19 protein-coding genes are annotated in these 20,787 nt (G+C 68.8%); 12 read left to right on the forward strand and 7 right to left on the reverse strand.

The annotated features are described in order from the left end of the window. Nucleotides 1-20 precede the first annotated feature (20 nt). The 7 genes from ACAG26_RS07560 (at nucleotide 21) to rraA (ending at nucleotide 4,432) form a co-directional block, all read left to right on the forward strand. Complete coding sequence (locus ACAG26_RS07560; protein ID WP_370480860.1) at nucleotides 21-554, forward strand: peptidase; 534 nt, start codon at nucleotides 21-23, stop codon at nucleotides 552-554. Between the two features lie 463 nt (nucleotides 555-1,017). Then, nucleotides 1,018-1,416 carry a transcriptional regulator gene (locus ACAG26_RS07565; protein ID WP_370480861.1) on the forward strand — a complete coding sequence of 133 codons (399 nt, stop codon included), beginning with the start codon at nucleotides 1,018-1,020 and terminating at the stop codon, nucleotides 1,414-1,416. A gap of 109 nt (nucleotides 1,417-1,525) precedes the next feature. Further along, nucleotides 1,526-2,179, forward strand: a complete 654-nt coding sequence (locus ACAG26_RS07570) for a DUF6474 family protein (protein ID WP_370480863.1) — start codon at nucleotides 1,526-1,528, stop codon at nucleotides 2,177-2,179. Between the two features lie 4 nt (nucleotides 2,180-2,183). Continuing rightward, entirely contained in the window at nucleotides 2,184-2,843 is a 660-nt protein-coding gene (locus tag ACAG26_RS07575) for a YcnI family protein (RefSeq protein ID WP_370480865.1), read from the forward strand. Beyond that, nucleotides 2,840-3,361, forward strand: a complete 522-nt coding sequence (locus tag ACAG26_RS07580; protein WP_370480866.1) for a copper resistance protein CopC — start codon at nucleotides 2,840-2,842, stop codon at nucleotides 3,359-3,361. The genes ACAG26_RS07575 and ACAG26_RS07580 overlap by 4 nt, the downstream gene beginning before the upstream one ends. 117 nt (nucleotides 3,362-3,478) lie before the next feature. Continuing rightward, nucleotides 3,479-3,946 (forward strand): nucleoid-structuring protein H-NS, encoded by a 468-nt coding sequence (locus ACAG26_RS07585; protein ID WP_370480868.1) that lies wholly within the window; start codon nucleotides 3,479-3,481, stop codon nucleotides 3,944-3,946. Nucleotides 3,947-3,958: 12 nt separating this feature from the next. Then, entirely contained in the window at nucleotides 3,959-4,432 is a 474-nt protein-coding gene (rraA, locus tag ACAG26_RS07590) for a ribonuclease E activity regulator RraA (protein ID WP_370480870.1), read from the forward strand. A gap of 34 nt (nucleotides 4,433-4,466) precedes the next feature. Here rraA and ACAG26_RS07595 read toward each other — a convergent pair whose 3' ends face one another. Together ACAG26_RS07595 and ACAG26_RS07600 are read right to left on the reverse strand one after the other, a co-directional pair. Then, complete coding sequence (locus ACAG26_RS07595) at nucleotides 4,467-5,384, reverse strand: endonuclease domain-containing protein (RefSeq protein ID WP_370480872.1); 918 nt, start codon at nucleotides 5,382-5,384, stop codon at nucleotides 4,467-4,469. 121 nt (nucleotides 5,385-5,505) lie between these two features. Next, on the reverse strand, nucleotides 5,506-6,975 hold the full coding sequence (locus tag ACAG26_RS07600) for a flavin-containing monooxygenase (protein ID WP_370480873.1): 1,470 nt from the start codon (nucleotides 6,973-6,975) through the stop codon (nucleotides 5,506-5,508). Between the two features lie 77 nt (nucleotides 6,976-7,052). On the opposite strand from ACAG26_RS07600, the gene ACAG26_RS07605 reads away from it, so the two are divergent. Both ACAG26_RS07605 and dinB read left to right on the forward strand, forming a co-directional pair. Continuing rightward, nucleotides 7,053-7,700: a TetR/AcrR family transcriptional regulator gene (locus ACAG26_RS07605; protein ID WP_370480875.1), complete on the forward strand. Its 648-nt coding sequence runs from the start codon at nucleotides 7,053-7,055 to the stop codon at nucleotides 7,698-7,700. A 31-nt stretch (nucleotides 7,701-7,731) separates the two neighbouring features. Further along, nucleotides 7,732-8,934 (forward strand): DNA polymerase IV, encoded by a 1,203-nt coding sequence (dinB, locus tag ACAG26_RS07610; RefSeq protein WP_370480877.1) that lies wholly within the window; start codon nucleotides 7,732-7,734, stop codon nucleotides 8,932-8,934. Nucleotides 8,935-8,950: 16 nt separating this feature from the next. Here the strand turns inward: dinB and ACAG26_RS07615 are convergent, their stop codons facing one another. Then, a complete protein-coding gene (locus ACAG26_RS07615; protein ID WP_370480880.1) occupies nucleotides 8,951-9,382 on the reverse strand; it encodes a hypothetical protein in 432 nt (143 codons plus the stop codon). 11 nt (nucleotides 9,383-9,393) lie between these two features. Then, complete coding sequence (locus tag ACAG26_RS07620; RefSeq protein WP_370480882.1) at nucleotides 9,394-10,398, reverse strand: PHP domain-containing protein; 1,005 nt, start codon at nucleotides 10,396-10,398, stop codon at nucleotides 9,394-9,396. A gap of 38 nt (nucleotides 10,399-10,436) precedes the next feature. Between ACAG26_RS07620 and ACAG26_RS07625 the strand changes: the two genes are divergently transcribed. Continuing rightward, nucleotides 10,437-11,279, forward strand: a complete 843-nt coding sequence (locus ACAG26_RS07625; protein WP_370480884.1) for an LLM class F420-dependent oxidoreductase — start codon at nucleotides 10,437-10,439, stop codon at nucleotides 11,277-11,279. Nucleotides 11,280-11,795: 516 nt separating this feature from the next. Here ACAG26_RS07625 and ACAG26_RS07630 read toward each other — a convergent pair. From ACAG26_RS07630 to ACAG26_RS07640, 3 genes are all read right to left on the reverse strand, one after another. Beyond that, entirely contained in the window at nucleotides 11,796-13,262 is a 1,467-nt protein-coding gene (locus ACAG26_RS07630) for a glutamate synthase subunit beta (protein WP_370480886.1), read from the reverse strand. After that, nucleotides 13,255-17,841 carry a glutamate synthase large subunit gene (gene gltB, locus ACAG26_RS07635; protein ID WP_370480887.1) on the reverse strand — a complete coding sequence of 1,529 codons (4,587 nt, stop codon included), beginning with the start codon at nucleotides 17,839-17,841 and terminating at the stop codon, nucleotides 13,255-13,257. The genes ACAG26_RS07630 and gltB overlap by 8 nt, the downstream gene beginning before the upstream one ends. A 655-nt stretch (nucleotides 17,842-18,496) precedes the next feature. Further along, nucleotides 18,497-18,808 carry a WhiB family transcriptional regulator gene (locus tag ACAG26_RS07640; protein ID WP_071029150.1) on the reverse strand — a complete coding sequence of 104 codons (312 nt, stop codon included), beginning with the start codon at nucleotides 18,806-18,808 and terminating at the stop codon, nucleotides 18,497-18,499. Nucleotides 18,809-19,142: 334 nt separating this feature from the next. On the opposite strand from ACAG26_RS07640, the gene ACAG26_RS07645 reads away from it, so the two are divergent. Then, entirely contained in the window at nucleotides 19,143-19,523 is a 381-nt protein-coding gene (locus ACAG26_RS07645) for a nuclear transport factor 2 family protein (protein ID WP_370480888.1), read from the forward strand. A 131-nt stretch (nucleotides 19,524-19,654) separates the two neighbouring features. Continuing rightward, a complete protein-coding gene (locus ACAG26_RS07650) occupies nucleotides 19,655-20,767 on the forward strand; it encodes a MinD/ParA family protein (protein ID WP_370480890.1) in 1,113 nt (370 codons plus the stop codon). Nucleotides 20,768-20,787: the final 20 nt, after the last annotated feature.

Genomic DNA, 20,787 nt, shown 5'->3' on the forward strand with positions numbered 1-20,787 from the left:
CGGGGTGTCGCGGAGGACCAATGGAAACTGGGTCAGGCCGGGCGATTGAGATCGCGCCATTTCATTCCCACGGTGCCTTAAAAGGCTTCGTGATTTTTGGTCGCTGGCCGGACTCCACAAAGGAATGGGCGCAGCTGCTGATCGTCGCCGTCCGGGTGGCGTCATTGCCGGGATTACTCTCCACCACAACAGTATTCGGTGCTCGCGAGGAGTTGCCCGAGTCTCCGCCGCCGGACACGGTCGGGTTGGTGCTCGCCGAGGGCACCGTGGTTGGTGAATCCGCCATTGCGCCAGGGCATTTCGCCGAACACCAGCCGCCCGCGCTGCTGATGCTGCACCCCCCGTCGGAAACCACCCCGTCCCTACCCGAGTGCTACGGCGCGGCGTCGGGATGTGTGCTGCTGCCCGGGCTCCCGCATCTAGGCCTCGAGCATCGGGCCGCCTGGGTGGAGGCCGAAGCCGACGGAACCGTGACCTCGATGGTGAGCCGGGTGGGTGTCGACCCGATCAGCGATCCCGATACCGCGATTCTGGCCATGCTCCTTGCCGCATAGCGCCTTTCGGCGCCACGGTCGGCATGGGCACGGTTGCGGTCGAGCTGGCACTGGCTGCCACGCGCCCTGAGGTACGCCGCGTACCGACACCCGCGGGCGGGTCGGCCGGGCGACGGACTTGCCCGGAACCCGCCGCCGCAGCAAAGCCGGGTTTCGGCGCGACGAACATTGACGGTAGGTTGCCCGACGAGGACCCCTAACCAGCGCTGGTCGACCAACCAATTCTCGGTGGCCGACCGCGCGCCCGTGGCAGTGCCACGATTCTCTTGGTGCAGTTTGTATATATCGTGTTTGCGCCGGTCGACATTCTCATCGCGGGCCGGCGCCGACCCGCTGGGCCGTACGGGAGAATTCTTTCCTGGTTTGCACTTGGTTGGGGGCACAACTCTCGCTACGATAAGCAGCAAATACATGCTTGGATTCCTCTGCTCTTGTTCTTCGAACCCCTTTGGAGGTCATATCGATGAGCACGACGTTCGCCGCCCGCCTGAACCGCCTCTTTGACACGGTGTATCCGCCGGGGCGCGGCCCGCATACATCGGCGGAGGTGATCGCAGCACTGAAGGCCGAGGGCATCACGATGTCGGCTCCCTACCTGTCGCAGCTGCGTTCGGGCAACCGCACCAACCCCTCGACGGCCACCATGGCCGCATTGGCGAACTTCTTCCGCATCAAACCGGCGTATTTCACCGATGACGAGTACTACGAAAAGCTCGATAAAGAGTTGGCCTGGCTCGACAGCATGCGCGACGAGGGGGTGCGCCGCATCGCCACCCGGTCCATCGGGCTGTCCCCGGAGGCGCAGCAGGACATCGTGGCCAAGGTCGACGAACTGCGCCGCAAAGAGCACCTCGACGCGTAGTCGCGCCGGTGCCGCGTCGACCTGACGGCGTGTCGTGGGCGCGCTGCGATTAGGGTGGGCTCGATCCACGGCCACGCAGCGTCGACGAGATACCGGGGAGGCAGCCGGGATGGGCCTGTTCAAGCGAAAGAGTCGCGCGACCCGTCGCGCTGAGGCGCGAGCGCTCAAGGCCCGCGCCAAACTCGAGGCCAAGCTGGCCGCGAAAAATGAGGCGCGGCGACACAAGGCCGCGCAGCGTGCCGAGACCAAGGCGCTCAAGGCGCAACTGAAGGCCCAACGGGACAGCGATCGGGCCGCGCTGAAAGTCGCCGAGCATCAACTCAAGGCGGCGCGTGAGGGAAAAGTGCTGTCGCCGACCCGGATCCGCCGCGTGTTGACGGTGTCCCGGCTGCTCGCCCCGATCGTGGTCCCGGTGGTCTACCGGGCCGCGATGGCCGCCCGCGGGCTGCTTGATGAACGGCGGGCCGACCGGCTCGGGGTCCCGTTGGCCCAGATCGGCCAGTTCTCCGGGCACGGGGCCCGGTTGTCGGCCCGCATCGCCGGAGCGGAGAAAACGCTGCAGCTGGTGCAGAACAAGAACCCCAAGGACGCGGAGACCAAACAGTTCGCGGCCGCGATCACCGAACGGCTGACCGATCTTTCCGCGGCCGTCACCGCCGCGGAGAATATGCCGTCGGCGCGGCGCCGCGCGGCGCATGCCGCGATCGCCGAACAACTCGACGGGATCGACGCGGACCTGATGGCGCGACTGGGGCTGGGCTGAGGTCGTGCGCCGCCGGCTGAAGCTGCGCTCGCCCCGCACGGTGCGGCGGGTCGCCGCCGTGGGCGCCGCCACCCTGTGCCTAGGGTCGACGATCGGGGTGGCGCCGGCCTGGGCGCACGTGCATGTCAGCAGCCCCGGTGCGGTCCGCGCCAGCACCGCGATGCTGACCTTCCAGGTGCCCAACGAATCCGAAACCGGCTCCGCCACAACCGAGCTCGTCGTCACCCTGCCCGACGTGGCGTCGGCGCGCACCGAGACCATGCCGGGGTGGGCGGCCAAACTGGACCGCGACACCGCCGCGGGCACCGTCCGGTCGGTGACCTGGACCGCGATCCCGGGCGGCGGGATCGGGGCAGACCAGTTCGGACTGTTCCGGATCTCGGTGAAGCTGCCCGACGCCGACAGCGTCAGCTTCGCCGCCACCCAGAAATACGCCGACGGAACCGTGGTGCGCTGGGATCAACCACCGCTGCCCGACGGCGGGGAACCCGAGCACCCGGCGCCCGTGCTGACACTGGCGCCGGGGGCGCAGTCGCCCGCGGTTGGCGCCGACCGGGCCCAAAGCGCCGACCCGTCGGATAACGCGGCACGGTTGCTGGCCGGGGCGGCGCTGCTGGTGGCCGCACTGGCCGTGACCGTCGCGATCACCCGCCGCCGCACATGACCCGCCCGGCGCGCGTCGCGACGGTGGTCCTGCTGCTGGCGATGATGCTGTTCGGGGCGACCGGCGTGGCCGCCGCGCACGCCGTGCTGATCGCCACCGACCCGGCCAAGGACGCCGAGCTGGCCACCGGGCCGGAGGAAGTCAGCGCCACCTTCAACGAGAGCCTGCAACCCACGTTCGCGGCCATGACGGTGGTGGGCCCCGACCACCACCTGTGGCAATCGGGGCATCCCCGGGTGCAGGGCGCGATCGCCAGTATTAAGGTGCGCCCGCTGGGGCCGGCCGGCGTCTACACGGTGCATTACCGGGTGACCTCGGCCGACGGGCATCCGGTCTCGGGGGCGTGGTCGTTTCGGCTGACCGTGCCCGGTACCGGCCAGCCCGGGCCGGCGGTCTCGGAGCCGGGGCCCGCCCCCACCGGGGGTTCCGGCCGCCAGATCCCGATCTGGCCGTTTGCGGTCGGGGCGATCGTCATCGTCGGTGCCGGTCTGTGGGCGGCGCAGCGCAGATCGTCGTGACCGCGGTGCTCGCCCGGCCGGGCAGATTAGCGGTCCGTGCTGGGCTGCGGGCGTGTGCTGGCATGATGGGGATCGCTGCCGGTGTACGCGACGAGGAAACCACAAAGGAGTAGCCGCATGGCAGACTCGCAGGACCAGCCCGACAACGGACCCGACGCTGCGCCGGAGCCGCCCGAGCCGCAGGCGCCGTCGGACAAGCCGGCGCCGGAGCAGGCCGCGGAGCCGCCGGCGAAGAAGACACCGGCGAAGAAGGCGCCCGCCAAGGCCGCGAAGAAGGCCCCCGCCAAGAAAGCACCCGCGAAGAAAGCGGCGAAGAAGGCCCCCGCCAAGAAGGCGCCGGCCAAGAAGGCCGCACCCGGGATCGACACCAACGGCTCCGCCGAGCTCGCGGCGGCAGCGAAAGAGACTGCCGCGCAGGCGAAATCGGCAGTCGATGCGGCGAACAACCCGGTCGCCCGGCCCGCCGCGCTGCCGACACCGGTCGCCGGCCGCTCGCCGGTGACGCCGGTGGTCGCGGTCGCCGTCGGCCTGCTGGTGCTGCTGCTGATCCGTCAGCTGGTACGCCGCGCCGGCGACGACGCCTGACCGGGCGCCGCCGTGACCGTGACCTTCCGGCCCACCGCCGACCTCGTCGACGACATCGGGGCCGACGTGCGCAGCTGCGATCTGCAGTTCACCCAGTACGGGGGCCGCGAGGAGTTTGCCGGCCCGATCCACACCGTGCGCTGCTTTCAGGACAACGCGCTGCTGAAATCGGTGCTCTCCGAGCCGGGTGGGGGCGCGGTGCTGGTGATCGACGGCGCCGGATCCCTGCACACCGCGCTGGTCGGCGACGTGATCGCCGAGCTGGCCCGCAGCAACGGCTGGGCCGGGCTGATCGTGCACGGGGCGGTGCGCGACGCGGCCACCCTGCGCACCCTCGACATCGGGATCAAGGCGTTGGGCACCAACCCGCGCAAAAGCACCAAGACCGGCGCCGGCGACCGTGACGTCGTCGTCGAACTCGGTGGTGTCACCTTCGTGCCCGGCGAGATCGCCTACAGCGACCACGACGGCATCGTCGTGGTCTAGTTTCCCGTCTTCCTCTTCGTCGCGAGTGGCATTCTCACGACGCGACGCGCCGACGCAACGTCGCGAGGGTGCCACTCGCGGGCGGGCCGGCCCATCCGGCGGCGCACATCGCCGTGTCCACCCGGGCGATAAAGGTCGCCTCGCGGTAGCGGAGCAGCTCGGCGGTGACCCGGATAATCACCCAGCCCAGCGCGAGTAGCGCCGCTTGTCGGTCGATATCACGCTGGCGCTGCTTCGGGTCGGTCCAGTGCTGCGGTCCGTCGTACTCGATGCCGACCTTGAGCTCCCGATACCCCATATCGACCCGGGCCACGAACTCGCCGTACTCGTCGTAGACCATGATCTGGGTCTCGGGCGGCGGGAAGCCGGCGTCGATCAGCACCAGCCGGGTGCGGGTCTCCTGAGGGGATTCGGCACCGCCGTCGACCAGCGGTAACCGTTCGCGCAGAGGCTTCAGCCCGCGCACACCGGGATGTGCTGCCATGACCGCCTCGACATCGCCCACCCCCACCCCGGTGGCATTCGCCAACGCGTCGAGGCGCTGCACGGCGTGCAGCCGCGAAACGGTGCGTCGCCCGATGTCGAAAGCCGTTCGTGCCGGGGTGGTTACCGCCATACCGTCGACGGTCGTCCGCTCCTCGGGTGCCAACGTGTCGCGATACACCCGCACCCGTGGCGGTGGATTGCGGTTGACGTAGACCAGTTCGGCGTCCAACGCCGAGCTCACCCACTTCGTCCCGAGCAGCGCCGCCGCCGAATTGCCGGCGACCACCCCGCGGCGCCGCGACCACAACCAGGCCGCCCGGGCCCGCTGGCAAGCGGTCAGCTCCACGCCCCACGGCGCATAAACGCCGGGGTAGACGGGCGTGTACAGCGTGCGCATCGCCCGCTCGGGGATCGCCTTGGCCGCCAGCACCTCCGAGCCAAGAAACGGCCATGCCGGTTCGTGCATGGCCGGAGTCTGGCACACCGCGCCGGAAACGCCCGACGCCCGTTAACAGGCGCCGCGAGTGGCACTCTCACGACGCGACACGCCGAGGCGGCGTCGGGAGAGTGCCAGTCGCGGGAAAGAACTACGCCGCGACGGCCGCGCGGTGGGTGGTGAAGTGCAGCGCCTCGTCGTCGACGCGGCCGCGGCGGATCAACCCCAGGTCCAGCAGGTAGTTCTGCTTGAGCCGCCACGGGAAGTGCGAACCGGCCTTCGGCAGATAGTCCAACGCCCGCAGCACATAGCCCGGGGTGAAGTCCATCAGCGGCCGCTCCTCCACCGAGTCGCCCGGATGATCGGGCACCACGGTGTCGAAGCCGTGGGCGTCCATGTAGTTGAGCAGCCGGCAGACGAACTCCGAGACCAGGTCGGCCTTCAGCGTCCACGACGCGTTGGTGTAGCCGATGGTGAACGCCAGGTTCGGCATCCCGGTCAACATCAGGCCCTTGTAGCACATCGTCTCGTGGAGTTCGACCGGCACACCGTTGCGCCGGATCTCCGCGCCGCCGAACAGCTGCAGGTTCAAACCCGTTGCGGTGATGATGATGTCGGCCTGCAACTCCTCGCCGGAGCTGAGCTTGATGCCGGTCTTGGTGAACGTGTCGATGGTGTCGGTGACGACGTCGGCCTGGCCCTTGCGGATGGTGCGGAACAGGTCGCCGTTGGGGGCCAGGCACAACCGCTGATCCCACGGCTTGTAGCTCGGGCCGAAGTGCTTCTCCACGTCGTAGCCCGCCGGCAGTCGCCGCTTGGCCATGGTCAGCAGCGTTTTGCGCATGTAGTTGGGGAAGCGCCGGGACAGCTGGTACTGCGCGGTGGAGAAACCGATCGCCTTCCACCGGTTGACTACGTGCGCGGCCCGCGGCGGCAGCAGCCGGTTGGCCCGCTCGGCGACCGGGTCCACCAAGGGCAGCGACCCGATGTAGGTCGGGGAGCGCTGCAGCATCGTCACGTGGCCGGCGCCCGATTTCACCAGGGACGGGATCAGCGTCACCGCGGTGGCGCCGGACCCGATGACGACGATCTTCTTGCCCGCGTAGTCCAGATCCTCTGGCCAGTGCTGCGGATGCACGATGGTGCCCTGGAAGTCCTCGGCGCCGGGGAACTTCGGCGAGTAGCCCTCGTCGTAGTTGTAGTAGCCGCTGCAGGCGAACAGGAACGAGCAGGTGATCTCGCGCTGGGTGCCGTCGCTGTCCACGGTGACCGTCCAGCGGTTGTCGGCGTCGGACCAGTCGGCGGCCACCACCTTCTGGCGGTACCGGATGTGCTGGTCGATGCCGTTCTCGGCGGCGGCCTCCTTGATGTAGGCCTTGATCTTGTCGCCGTCGGCGATGGACTGCGCGGACTCCCACGGCTTGAACCGGAAACCCAGCGTGAACATGTCGGAGTCGGAGCGGATGCCCGGGTAGCGGAACAGGTCCCAGGTGCCGCCGAGGTCGGCGCGGCGCTCCAGGATCACGTAGCTCTTGGTCGGGCAGCGGTCCTGCAGATGCCAGGCGGCGCTGATGCCGGAGATCCCGGCGCCGACGATGACAACGTCGAGGTGTTCAGTCATGGGACCAACGGTATCAACACAGTGTTGAATTGGTCAACAGAGTGTTGATTTTTTCAACATGGAGTAAGGTGGCGGTCGTGACTACCGCCAGCCCCGCCCGCGCCACCCGCGGTCGGCGTTCGACGCGCCCGTCGGGCGACGACCGGGAACTGGCCATCCTGACCACCGCCGAACGGCTGCTGGAGCAGCGCCCGCTCGCCGACATTTCGGTCGATGACCTGGCCAAGGGCGCCGGCCTGTCCCGGCCCACGTTCTACTTCTACTTCCGCTCCAAGGACGCCGTGCTGCTCACCCTGTTCGAGCGGGTGATCGTCGAAGCCGACTCCGCGTTGGAAGCCATGGCCGCCAACCCGCCGTCCGACGTGAAAGCCCTGTGGCGCACCGGCATCAACGTCTTCGTCGAGACCTTCGGTGCGCATCGGGCGGTCTCGCTGGCCGCCGATGCCGCCCGCACCAACGCCGACATTCGCGATCTGTGGTCGCGGTTCATGCAGAAGTGGGTGGGTCACATCGCGGTGGTGATCGAAGCCGAACGCGCCCGCGGCGCCGCGCCGGTAACCCTGCCGGCCCACGACCTGTCCGCCGCGCTGAACCTGCTCAACGAGAGGATGATGCTGGCCACCTTCGGTGACGAGCGCCCGGCGGTGGCCGACGAACACCTGCTGGACACCCTGGTGCACATCTGGGTCAGCAGCGTCTACGGCGAACCGTCGCTCACGAATTAGCCCGCAACCTGTCGCACCGTGATGCGAACATATGTTCGTGTCGGGTTTGGCGACCATCCTGCATGCGGACCTCGACGCGTTCTACGCGTCGGTCGAACAACGCGACGACCCCGCGCTGCGCGGTCGGCCCGTCATCGTTGGCGGCGGAGTGGTACTCGCCGCCAGCTACGAGGCGAAAGCCTTCGGGGTGCGCACCGCGATGCCGGGGACTCACGCCCGGCGGCTGTGCCCGCAGGCGGTGGTGGTGCCGCCGCGGATGTCGGCCTACACCCGCGCCAGCGAGGCGGTGTTCGCGGTGTTTCGCGACACCACACCGCTGGTCGAGGCGGTGTCGGTCGACGAAGCGTTTCTCGACGTGACGGGCCTGCGCCGGGTCGCGGGGGAGCCGGTGCAGATCGCGGCACGGCTGCGCGCCCAGGTCCGGCAGCGGGTCGGGCTGCCGATCACGGTCGGGATCGCCCGCACCAAATTCTTGGCCAAGGTCGCCAGCCAGGTCGCCAAACCCGACGGGCTGCTGCTGGTGCCGCCCGAGCGGGAGTTGGCGTTCCTGCATCCGCTGCCGGTGCGGCGGCTGTGGGGGGTGGGCGCGGTGACCGCGGCGAAACTGCACGCCCACGGCATCGACACCGTCGCGCAGGTGGCCGAACTCAGCGAGGCGACGCTGGCGTCGCTGGTGGGCGGCGCGATGGGCCGCCAGTTGTACGCGTTGTCGCGCAATGTCGACCGGCGGCGGGTGCAGCCCGGGGTGCGACGGCGCTCGGTGGGCGCCCAGCGGGCACTCGGGCGGGCCGGCAACCGGATGTCAGAGCGCGAGGTGGACGCCGTGGTGATGGCGTTGATCGACCGGATCACCGGTCGGATGCGCACGGCGGGCCGCACCGGCCGGACGGTGGTGCTGCGGCTGCGGTTCGACGACTTCGGCCGGGCCACCCGCTCGCACACCCTGCCGTGGGCGACGTCCTCGACCGCGCCGATCCTGGCCGCCGCCCGCGACTTGGTGGCCGGGGCGGCCCCGCTGATCGCCGAGCGCGGCCTGACGTTGATCGGGTTCGCGGTGGCCAACATCGACCGCGCCGGTGCCCAGCAGTTGGAGTTGCCGTTCGACGCGGTCGACCAGCCCGCCGTCGACGAGGCGATCGACCGGATACGCCGCCGCTTCGGCAAGCCGGCGCTGATTCGCGCGGCGCTGCTGGGCCGAGATCCCGGCCTGGAGATGCCGCACCTACCCGACTGACCCTGGCCGCCCGCCGCTAAACCAGTTGGGCGGCAATGAAACCGGCCAGCAGCACGGCGAACCCGCCCATCTCACCGGCGATGAGGGCGAACATGCCGAGGTGCAGACCGCGGGTCGGATGCGCGAACTGGTTGGTGGTGTCACGCGCGGCGCCGTGCGCGATGTAGCTGGCGATGGCGGCGACGAAAAAGAACACCACCAGCATCGCCGCGGTCAGGTTCACCCAGGTCGGCCAGCCGCTAAGTTCCACGAAGACCGCGATTAGCAGTGTCGCGAACGAATAGAGCAGCGCGGCGCGGTGCGCGATGTCCACGTAGGGGTGCGCGAGGTGGTTTTCGGCGGTGGCCATCTGCCGGTATTTCCAGACGCCCAGGCCCAGCGCCAATAGGAAAATCAGGCCGGCCGCCAGCAAGGTGATGACCGTGTCGATGCCCAGGTCGGCGCGCACGCTTCGTGAGTTTATGACGCCGTCCAGGCCAACAGTTCCTCGGCCGGCCAGGTGTTGACGATCCGGTCGGTCGGCACCCCGGCCTCGAGCGCACGCTGCGCGCCGTAGCCCAGGAAATCCAGCTGGCCCGGCGCGTGCGCGTCGGTGTCGATACTGAACAGGCAGCCGATCTCCAACGCGAGGTTCAGCAGCCGGGTGGGTGGATCGCGGCGCTCCGGGCGGGAATTGATCTCCACCGCTGTGCCGTGGTCGCGGCAGGCAGTGAACACCTTCTCCGCATCGAACTTCGACTCGGGCCGGATGCCGCGGTTGCCGGCCACCAGCCGCCCGGTGCAATGGCCCAGCACGTCGGCGTGCCCGTCGGACACCGCGCGGACCATCCGGCGGGTCATCGACGCCGCATCCATCGACAGCTTCGAGTGCACGCTGGCCACCACCACGTCCAGCCGCTGCAACAGCTCCGGCTGCTGATCCAGGCGGCCGTCGTCGAGGATGTCAACCTCGATGCCGGTCAGGATGCGCATCGGCGCGAACCGCTCCCGCAGCCCGTCGATCACGTCAAGCTGCCGGCGCAACCGGTCGGGGGAGAGGCCGTTGGCGATCGTCAGCCGCGGCGAATGATCGGTCAGCGCGCAGTACTCGTGGCCCAGTGCCGCTGCGGTCGCCATCATCTCCTCGATCGGCGCCGACCCGTCCGACCAGTTCGAATGCAGATGCAGGTCCCCGCGCAGCGCGGCGCGGACCTCGCCACCGCCGAGATCCTTGGCCGCGGTGCGCAATTCGACCAACACATCGGGTTCGCGGCCGGACCACGCCTGGTCGATCACCGCCGCGGTCTTCTCCCCGATCCCGGGTAGGGACTGCCAGCTGTTGGCCCGGCCGTGTCGGTCCCGTTCCGTCGGGTCGAGCGCCTCGACGACGTCGGCGGCCCGCCGGTAGGCCATCACCCGATGGGAGTCCTCGCGGGCCCGGTCCTTGTAGTAGGCGATCTGCCGCAGCGCGGTCACCGGATCCATTCCCCCAGTGTGCCGCACCCGCGAGTAGCCTGAAGCGAGTGCGATTCGCCTTCAAAACCTCACCGCAAAACACCACTTGGGCCGACATGCTCGCCGTCTGGCAGGCCGCCGACCAGATCGATGTCTACGAGTCCGGCTGGACCTTCGACCACTTCTATCCGATCTTTTCCGATTCCGCCGGGCCGTGCCTGGAGGGCTGGACCACGCTGACCGCGCTGGCCCAAGCCACCACCCGGCTGCGGTTGGGCACCCTGGTCACCGGGGTCCACTACCGCCATCCGGCGGTGCTGGCCAACATGGCCGCCGCCCTCGACATCATCTCCGGCGGTCGGCTCGAGTTGGGCATCGGCGCCGGCTGGAACGAGGAGGAGTCCGGCGCCTACGGCATCGAATTGGGCAGCATCAAAGAACGCTTCGACCGATTCGAAGAGGCCTGCCAGGTGCTGACCGGCCTGCTCAGCCAGGAGACCACCGATTTCGACGGCAAGTTCTATCAGCTCAAGGGGGCGCGCAACGAGCCCAAGGGGCCCCAGCGCCCACACCCGCCGATCTGCATCGGCGGCAGCGGCGAGAAGCGCACCCTCAAGATCACCGCGAAATACGCCCAGCACTGGAATTTCGTCGGCGGGACACCCGCGGAGTTCGCCCGCAAGCGCGACGTGCTGGCCGCGCACTGCGCCGATATCGGCCGCGACCCCAAGGAGATCCTGCTCTCGGCGCACGTGCGGTTGGATCCGGACCGCAACTACGCCAAGGTGATTGACGACGCGGGCGCATTGGGCGCCGAAGGGTTGGACCTGGCCATCGTGTACATCCCGGTGCCCTATGACCCGGCGGTGCTCGAACCGCTAGCCGAGGCCATCCGGGATTCTGGGCTGTAACCGGCTCTTGTGGCGTGGATCGGGGCCAGGCGGCATGACCTGATTCTCTCCTCCACGCCAAGGTCAGACGCGGCCCCGGTGCGCGTCGCATCCAGAGGTAACGAACCGGCAAACTACCGCGCGGATCGCGGCTGGCGCGGCTATGCCCCGAAGCGCAATAGCTCGTCGGTGGTCACCAGGCGTTCGTGCTTGGCGGGAAACTCGCGGCTTTTGACCGGGTGCCGTAAGAATGACCAGGCCATTCGCCCCACCCGCGATAGGGCTATCGGGTTGATGTGCACGACGACTACTCCTGCGGTCGGTGTTGCTGATCTGGGCCCGCATACCGCACTGCCCACACCGCGTTATTAGACACCTGTCGCTTGGCAAACAGCTCGCGACGCGCCGATAAATAATCGGATGATTCTGGTGAGGCGATTGTGACTGAAGTGATTGGCGCGAGCAGGCGCAAAAGCCCCCATTTCGGATCGCGAAAGGGGGCTTTTGCGTCTGCTCGCGGCGGAACGGCGACGCGAGTTAGCGCTGCGGCAGGTCGGTCGGCTTGATCGGGGCCGGCAGGGCGGTGCGTCCCATCAGGTAGCGGTCCACCCCGGCCGCGGCGGCGCGGCCCTCGGCGATCGCCCACACGATCAGGGACTGGCCGCGGCCGGCGTCGCCGGCCACGAACACCCCGGGCACCGAGGTGGCGAAGTTGTCGTCGCGAGCGACATTGCCGCGGTCGGTGAACTCCACCCCCAGGTCGGTCAACAGGCCCGGCTTCTCCGGCCCGACGAAGCCCATCGCCAACAACACCAGGTCGGCCTCCAGCTCGAAGTCGGAGCCGTCGACCTTCTCGAACTTGCCGTCGCGCATGGTCACCTCGTGCACCTTCAGCGCGGTGACGTGCCCGTCTTGGCCGACGAACTCCTCGGTGTTCACCGAGAACACCCGCTCGCCGCCCTCCTCATGCGCCGAGGACACCCGGAACATCAACGGATAGGTCGGCCACGGCGTCGACTCGGCGCGGGTGTCCGGCGGGCGCGGCATGATCTCGAACTGGTGGATGTTGACCGCACCCTGGCGGTGCGCGGTGCCCAGGCAGTCCGCCCCGGTGTCACCGCCGCCGATGATGACGACGCGCTTGCCCTTGGCGGTGATCGGCGGTTCGCCGTCCGGGCCGAGCACATCGTCGCCGGCCTGCACCTTGTTGGCCCACGGCAGGTACTCCATGGCCTGGTGGATGCCGTCCAGCTCGCGGCCGGGCACCGGCAGGTCCCGGCCGGCGGTGGACCCGTTGGCCAGCACCACCGCGTCGAAGTCTTCGCGCAGCTGGGAAGCGGTGATGTCGACGCCGACGTTGACCCCGGCCCGGAACACGGTGCCCTCGGCCTCCATCTGCGCCAGCCGGCGGTCGACGAAGCGCTTCTCCATCTTGAACTCGGGGATGCCGTAGCGCAGCAGACCGCCGATCCGGTCGGCGCGCTCGAACACCGTCACCGCATGCCCGGCGCGGGTCAGCTGCTGGGCGGCGGCCAGGCCGGCCGGCCCGGAGCCGACGACGGCCACGGTCTTGCCGGTCGACGTCTCCGGCGGCAGCGGCACCACCCAACCCTCATCGAAAGCGTTCTCGATGATGTCGTATTCGATCTGCTTGATGGTGACCGGATCCTGGTTGATCCCCAGCACGCACGACGCCTCGCACGGCGCCGGGCACAGCCGCCCGGTGAAGTCCGGGAAGTTGTTGGTCGCGTGCAGCCGTTCGATGGCGTCGCGCCAGCGACCGGTGCGCACCAGGTCGTTCCATTCCGGGATCAGGTTTCCCAGCGGACACCCGTTGTGGCAGAACGGGATCCCGCAGTCCATGCAGCGGGTGGCCTGCTGCTGCAGGGTGGAGTGCGGGAAGTCTTCGTAGACCTCGTTCCAGTCGCGCAGCCGCAATTCCACCGGCCGCCGCTTGGGCAGCTCGCGTTCGGTGTAGGTCAGAAAGCCTCTGGGATCAGCCACGGGCCGCCGCCATGATCGCGTCGTCGGCATTGGTGCCGGCGGCTTCGGCCTCGGCCATCGCCTGCAGCACCCGCTTGTAGTCGCGCGGCATCACCTTGGTGAAGTGGCGCTGCTGCGCCGGCCAGTCCGCCAGGATGCGTTGGCCCACCGCGGAATCGGTGGCGTCCACATGCGCCTGCAGCATCCCGTACAACCACTCCCGATCGTTGTCGTCGAACTCGTCCAAATCCACCATCTCGGTATTGAGGTTGGTCGGCAGCGTGCCGTCCGGGTCGTAGACATAGGCCACCCCGCCGGACATGCCGGCGGCGAAGTTGCGGCCGGTGGGGCCCAGGATGACGACCTTGCCGCCGGTCATGTACTCGCAGCCGTGATCGCCCACCCCCTCGACCACCGCGTGGGCGCCGGAGTTGCGGACCGCGAACCGTTCGCCGACCACCCCGCGCAGGAACGCCTGCCCGCTGGTGGCGCCGAACAGGATCACGTTGCCGCCGATGATGTTCTCCTCGGCCACGTAGCTCTCCGGGGCGTTGTCGGAGGGCCGCACCACGACCCGCCCGCCGGACAGCCCCTTGCCGACGTAGTCGTTGGCGTCGCCGTAGACCCGCAGCGTGATCCCGGCGGGCAGGAACGCCCCGAAGCTGTTGCCGGCGGACCCGTCGAAGGTGATGTCGATGGTGCCGTCCGGCAGGCCCTGCCCGCCGTAGGCCTTGGTCACCTCGTGGCCGAGCATGGTCCCCACGGTGCGGTTCACGTTCGAGATGGTGGTCGAGAACCGCACCGGTGTGCCGGAATCCAGCGCTTCGCGGCTCATCACGATCAGCTGCTGGTCCAGGGCTTTGTCCAGGCCGTGGTCCTGGCGCGAGCTGCAGTACAGGTCCTGGTTCATAAACGCCGACTCCGGCTCGTGCAGCACCGGGGCGAGGTCCAGCTTGTGCGCCTTCCAGTGCGCCCGGGCCAACGTGGTGTCCAGGGCGCCGACCTGGCCGACGGCCTCGTTGAGGGTGCGGAAACCCAGCTGCGCCAGCAGTTCCCGGACCTCTTCGGCGACGAACATAAAGAAGTTCTCGACGAATTCCGGTTTGCCGGTGAACCGTTCGCGCAGCACCGGGTTCTGGGTGGCCACCCCGACCGGGCAGGTGTCCAGGTGGCAGACCCGCATCATGATGCAGCCGGTGACCACCAGCGGGGCGGTGGCGAAACCGAATTCCTCGGCGCCCAGCAGGGCGGCGATCATCACGTCGCGGCCGGTCTTGAGCTGGCCGTCGACCTGCACCACGATGCGGTCGCGAAGTCCGTTGAGCAGCAGCGTCTGCTGGGTTTCGGCCAGGCCCAACTCCCACGGCGCGCCGGCGTGCTTCTGCGAGGTCAGCGGGGTGGCGCCGGTGCCGCCGTCGTGCCCGGAAATCAGCACCACGTCGGCGTGCGCCTTGGACACCCCGGCGGCGACGGTGCCGACCCCGTTCTCCGACACCAGCTTCACGTGGATGCGCGCGGCCGGGTTGGCGTTCTTGAGGTCGTGGATCAGCTGCGCCAGATCCTCGATGGAGTAGATGTCGTGGTGCGGCGGCGGCGAGATCAGGCCGACGCCCGGGGTGGAGTGCCGCACCTCGGCGATCCACGGGTACACCTTGTGGCCGGGCAGCTGGCCGCCCTCACCGGGTTTGGCGCCCTGCGCCATCTTGATCTGGATGTCGGTGCAGTTGGTCAGGTAGTGGCTGGTGACCCCGAACCGGGCCGAGGCGACCTGCTTGATCGCGCTGCGCCGCCAGTCGCCGTTGGGGTCGGCGTCGAAGCGGGAGACGTGTTCGCCGCCCTCCCCGGAGTTGGACCGCCCGCCCAGCCGGTTCATCGCGATGGCCAGGGTTTCGTGGGCTTCCGCGGAAATCGAGCCGTAGCTCATGGCGCCGGTCGCGAACCGTTTGACGATCTCGCTGGCCGGTTCGACCTCCTCGAGCGGCACCGGCGGGCGCACCCCCGCGCGGAACTTGAGCAGCCCGCGCAGCGACGCCATCTTCTCGCTCTGGTCGTCGACCAGCTTGGTGTACTCCTTGAAGATCGAGTACTGGCCGGTGCGGGTCGAGTGCTGCAGCTTGAACACCGTCTCCGGGTTGAACAGGTGGTATTCGGCGCCCTCGCCCTCGCGGCGCCACTGGTACTCGCCGCCGACCGGCAGCTCGCGATGCGCCCGCTCATCGGGGCGGTCCAGGTAGGCCAGCGCATGCCGGGTGGCGACGTCGGCGGCGACGTCGTCCAGGGTGATCCCCCCGGTCGGGCAGGCCAGCCCGGTGAAGTACTCGTCGAGCACGTCCTCGGAGATCCCGACCGCCTGGAACAGCTGCGCCCCGGTGTAGGACGCCAGCGTCGAAATGCCCATCTTGGACATGACTTTCAGGACACCCTTGCCGGCGGCCTTGATGTAGTTGCCCAGCGCGGTCTCGCGGTCGATGCCCTCGATGACACCGCGGTCGAGCATGTCCTCGATCGACTCGAACACCATGTACGGGTTGATCGCCGCAGCGCCGAAGCCGACCAGCGCGGCCATGTGGTGCACCTCGCGGGCGTCGCCGGATTCGACCACCAGCCCGATCTGGGTGCGCAGCCGCTCCCGCACCAGGTGGTGGTGCACGGCCGAGACGGCCAGCAGCGACGGGATCGGCGCCAACTCCTCGGTGGACTCGCGGTCGGACAAGATGATGATCCGGGCGCCGTCGGCGATCGCCGCCGACACCTGGGTGCGCACCTCATCGAGCGCGGCGCGCAACCCGGCACCGCCCTCGGCGACCGGGTACAGGCAGCGAATCACCTGCGAGCGCAGGTTGACTCGGCGCCCGTTGACCTCGGCGTCCGGGTCGAGGTTGATCAGCTTGGCCAGCTCGTGGTTGCGCAGGATCGGCTGGGACAGCACGATCTGGTGACAGGAGTTCTCGGTCGGGTTGAGCAGATCACCCTCCGGGCCGAGCGCCCCCTGCAGGCTGGTCACCACCTCTTCGCGGATGGCGTCCAGCGGCGGGTTGGTCACCTGGGCGAACAGCTGCTGGAAGTAGTCGTAGAGCATCCGGGGCCGCTCGGAGAGCACCGCGATCGGGGTGTCGGTGCCCATCGACCCGATCGGTTCGGCGCCGGTGCGCGCCATCGGCGCCACCAGCAGGTTGAGCTCCTCGTAGGTGTAGCCGAAGGCCAGCTGCCGCAACACAATCCGGTGATGCGGCATCCGCGCGTAGTCACCCTGCGGCAGCTTGTCCAACGGGATCAGACCGGTTTCCAGCCACTGCTGATACGGGTGCTCGGCGGCCAGTTCGGCCTTGATCTCCTCGTCGGAGACGATGCGGCCGGCGGCGGTGTCGACCAAGAACATCCGGCCCGGCTGCAGCCGGATCCGGCGCACCACCTTGGCCGGGTCCAGATCCAGCACCCCGGCCTCGGAGGCCATCACCACCAGGCCGTCCTCGGTGACCCAGATGCGGGACGGCCGCAGGCCGTTGCGGTCGAGCACCGCGCCCACCACCGTGCCGTCGGTGAACGTCATCGACGCCGGGCCGTCCCACGGCTCCATCAACGAGGCGTGGTACTGGTAGAACGCCCGGCGGGCCGGGTCCATCGACTCGTGCCGTTCCCACGCCTCGGGGATCATCATCAGCACCGCGTGCGGCAGGCTGCGACCGCCCAGGTGCAGCAGTTCGAGCGCCTCGTCGAACCGCGCGGTGTCCGAGGCGCCCGGGGTGCAGATCGGGGTGAGCTTCTCGAAGCCGTTCGGCCCGAACACCTCGGTGTCGATCAACGCCTCACGGGCCCGCATCCAGTTTTCGTTGCCGGTGACGGTGTTGATCTCGCCGTTGTGCGCGATCCGCCGGAACGGGTGCGCCAGCGGCCAGGACGGGAACGTGTTGGTGGAGAACCGGGAGTGCACGATACCCAGCGCGCTGGTCAGCCGGTCGTCTTGCAGGTCCAGGTAGAACGCCTTGAGCTGCGGGGTGGTCAGCATGCCCTTGTAGACGAACGTGTTCCCGGAAAGGCTTGGGAAGTAGACGGTTTCGCGGCCCGGACCGTCCTGGCCGGGGCCCTTGGTGCCCAATTCGTGTTCGGCGCGCTTACGGATCACATAGGCCCGACGCTCCAGGGTCATACCGGAGGCGCCGGCGATGAACAGCTGCCGGAAGGTCGGCATCGCGTCGCGGGCCAGCGCGCCCAGCGACGAGTCGTCGGTGGGGACATCGCGCCAGCCGAGCACCTGCAGTCCCTCGGCCTCGACGATCTTCTCCACCGCCGCGCACGCCGCGGCCGCGTCCTTGGAGGACTGCGGCAGGAACGCGATGCCGGTGGCGTAGCTGCCCTCGGCCGGCAGGTCGAAGTCGACCACCGAACGCAGGAAGGCATCGGGAACCTGGATCAGGATGCCCGCCCCGTCGCCGGTGTGCGGCTCGGCGCCCTGAGCGCCGCGATGCTCGAGGTTGACCAGCGCGGTGATGGCTTTGTCCACGATGTCGCGGCTGCGCCGGCCGTGCATGTCGACGACCATGGCCACACCACACGCATCGTGCTCGAATGCGGGGTTGTAAAGCCCGACTCGGCTGGGCATTCCCACCTGACCCTTCACAAAAGACTGTCTGCGCGGCATTGACAGAAGATCCGCAACGCCGCATCCCGGAGGCAGCGGGCTGGGCCCCTTCGGTCTTGTCTGTTCATCGTCCGCCGGTGACGATCGCCCGGTCAGAGATTCGGCCGTGCAGCGCTGAACGGTGGCTCTAGTCCCGGTCTCGACAAGCCTTAAAACGATATGACAAAACCCGGCTGACATGCCAACTTAGCCAATGGTAGCCGCCCGCCGGCAGTGCCGAATTTCACAGCGCACCCGCCACGCGGCGGGAGCGGCCCGATCACGCCGCCCGCCTGCGGTTTTCTGCCCGGTGAGGCCGCTGTTCGGCCCGCAATCCCGGCCGGGTTGCCCCGGCGACGGCGGTGGGAACCGACGGTGCTTGTGGGTGATCACCTGCTGTGATGGCACGTCCAGTGCTGATCCGCGTGTCGCAAGGTGATATCGGTCACGCTGAGCGTTTTTCCGAAGTTGCGGGGCCGGCGACGTGGGCGAATCCGCGTAAATTGGGGTGGTTGTTCAGAAAAGCTAGTGGTTGGGTCCGGGGCCATGGCCACCCCTCGACGGTGCTGCACCGCAAGTCATGGCCCCGGACCCCCGCCGGCCGGCTCGGCACGGAGCCGGTCCCAGCGGTTTTCCGTTAGTCGGTTACCGGCGAGGCTGAGCGGCGACGCTTCTGCCGCACCGGGTAGCCGCCCCGCTCGGCCAGGGATTTGAGCTGACGCAGTGCGAAGGTGCGTCCCCGCCCCGCTTCGGGAATGACAATCCCGGCCCACAGCCCTTCCGCGCCCGGGGTCTCGTACGCGTCTCGCGCGCACAGCCAGCGTCGCGGGCAGCCGCGGCAGATCGCCTTGGTGGCGTCGTCGGTGGCCGTCATCCACCGGTCGGGATCTTGCACGCAGGCGCCAACGACGTCGTCGAGCATCCGTGGGTCAGATGAGGGGCTGGTCATCGGCGTTCCTTCCAACGGGGGAGCAATGCGAGAACCGTAGCATTCAAACTGAAGCAACGCAACTAGAGATTGCAATATCGACGTCGGGCAAAGAAGTGTCGCTGCCTGCCGGCTGGTGGTGGTATGGGGCGACAGGAACACTTAACCTACTTAATTACCGGAGTTTACCTGGAGTTATAGGGTTCGTCGCCGACGGTGCGCGGCCGGATTCCGCCGCCGCGGTGGCGCGGCGGCGCGGATCGGCGCAACGCATTGAGACCGTAGCGTCGGTACGGAAACGCGGTGCGCTCTACGATGCGAGTGCTACGGCTACCACCGCACCACGGAGGTTCTGATGGGGTTGGCCAAAGACGACGTGCGTGCCGTGATCGACGTCTACCTGCGGGCATGGATGACCCAAGACCCCGACCTGATCGTGACGGTCTTCACGCCGACCGCGATCTACCACGAACGGGTGTTGGGCGAGCCGATCCGCGACGCAGCGGGAATCCGGCACTACTGGCAAACCAAGGTCGTCGCCGAGCAGGCCAATATCGACGCTGAGCTGCTCAACCTCTACCTCGACGGAGAAACGGCCATCGCCGAGTGGGAGGCGCGGTTCGACGACCTGGTCGAAGGCCGCCGCAAGCGGATGCGCGAGGTCGCCATCCTCGAGTTCGACGGCAACCGGATCGCCAGCCTCCGCGAGTATTGGGCCTCTGAGCAGCTGAAATGACGCTGCGCGGGCGACCCGTGCCCGGCTAGGGGTGGCTTTAGTCGATACTAGGAGCCGATGCCTGGCTCCGCCCGGTTGGCTCACCGCGGCCGCCGCGCTGTCGGGCAGCCTGCAGATCCACCGAGGGACCCATGAATCAAAGCGACGACTTTTTGCGAGACCGGCTGGGGTACGCGCCGACCGGCGCGCCCCCGGCACCAGCGCCGTATCCCCAGCCGGCGCCGGACCAGCTGCCGCAGCCCCCCGCGCCGCCGCAGCCGCATGACGGCAGGCCGACCGATCAGTGGACCTACGGGGAGATCCAGCCGGTGCCCGCAGGCCCGCCGCCACGGCCCCGGCCGGGGCGCGGCTGGCGGCGTTTCCTGTTCGCGGCCACGTTCGGCCTGGTCAACCTGGGGCTCTCCCCCGCCGAACGCCAGGAGGCCGACTTCGCGGCGACCATCGTGTCCGCCTTCCGCGGCAGCTACAAGGTCGGTGTCCTCGGCAAGGGCGGGGTGGGCAAGACCAGCGTCGCGGCCAGCGTCGGATCGATCTTCGCCCAGCTGCGGCGCGCTGACCGGGTGGTGGCCGTCGACGCCGACACCGCGTTCGGCCGGCTCTCCAGCAGGGTCGATCCCGGCGCGCCCAGTTCGTACTGGGATCTGGCGACCGATAAGAACCTGGAGTCGTTCGCCGACGTCAGCGCCCGGGTGGGCAGCAACGCCGCCGGGTTGTACGTGCTGGCCGGGGAGCCGGCGACGGGGCGGCGCCGGGTGATCGATGCCGCGCTGTACCGGGAGGCCGCGCTGCGCCTGGACCGGCACTTCACCATCTCCATCATCGACTGCGGTTCGACGATGGACGCCCCGGTGACGCAGGAAGCGCTGCGCGACCTGGACGCGTTGATCGTGGTGTCGTCGCCGTGGGCGGATGCGGCGTCGGCGGCCGCCAAGACCATGGAGTGGCTGGCCGACCGCGGCCAGACCGATCTGCTGCAGCGCACCGTCGTGGTGCTCAACGATTCCGACGGGCACGCCGACAAGCGGACCCGCTCGGTGCTGACGCAGCAGTTCCACAGCCACGGCCAGGCGGTGGTCGAGGTGCCGTTCGATCCGCACCTGCGGCCCGGCGGCGTCATCGATGTGGCCAGTGAGATGGCGCCGGTGACCCGCGCCAAATTCCTGCAGATCGCCGCGATCGTCGCGCAGCACTTCGCCTCCCGCCCCCCGCGCGAGAGCAGCTCCACCAGCGCTGAACAATCGTGACCCGGACGTCCTCGCCGGGC

The sequence above is a fragment of the Mycobacterium sp. pUA109 genome (assembly GCF_041287095.1).
Lineage (GTDB): Bacteria > Actinomycetota > Actinomycetes > Mycobacteriales > Mycobacteriaceae > Mycobacterium.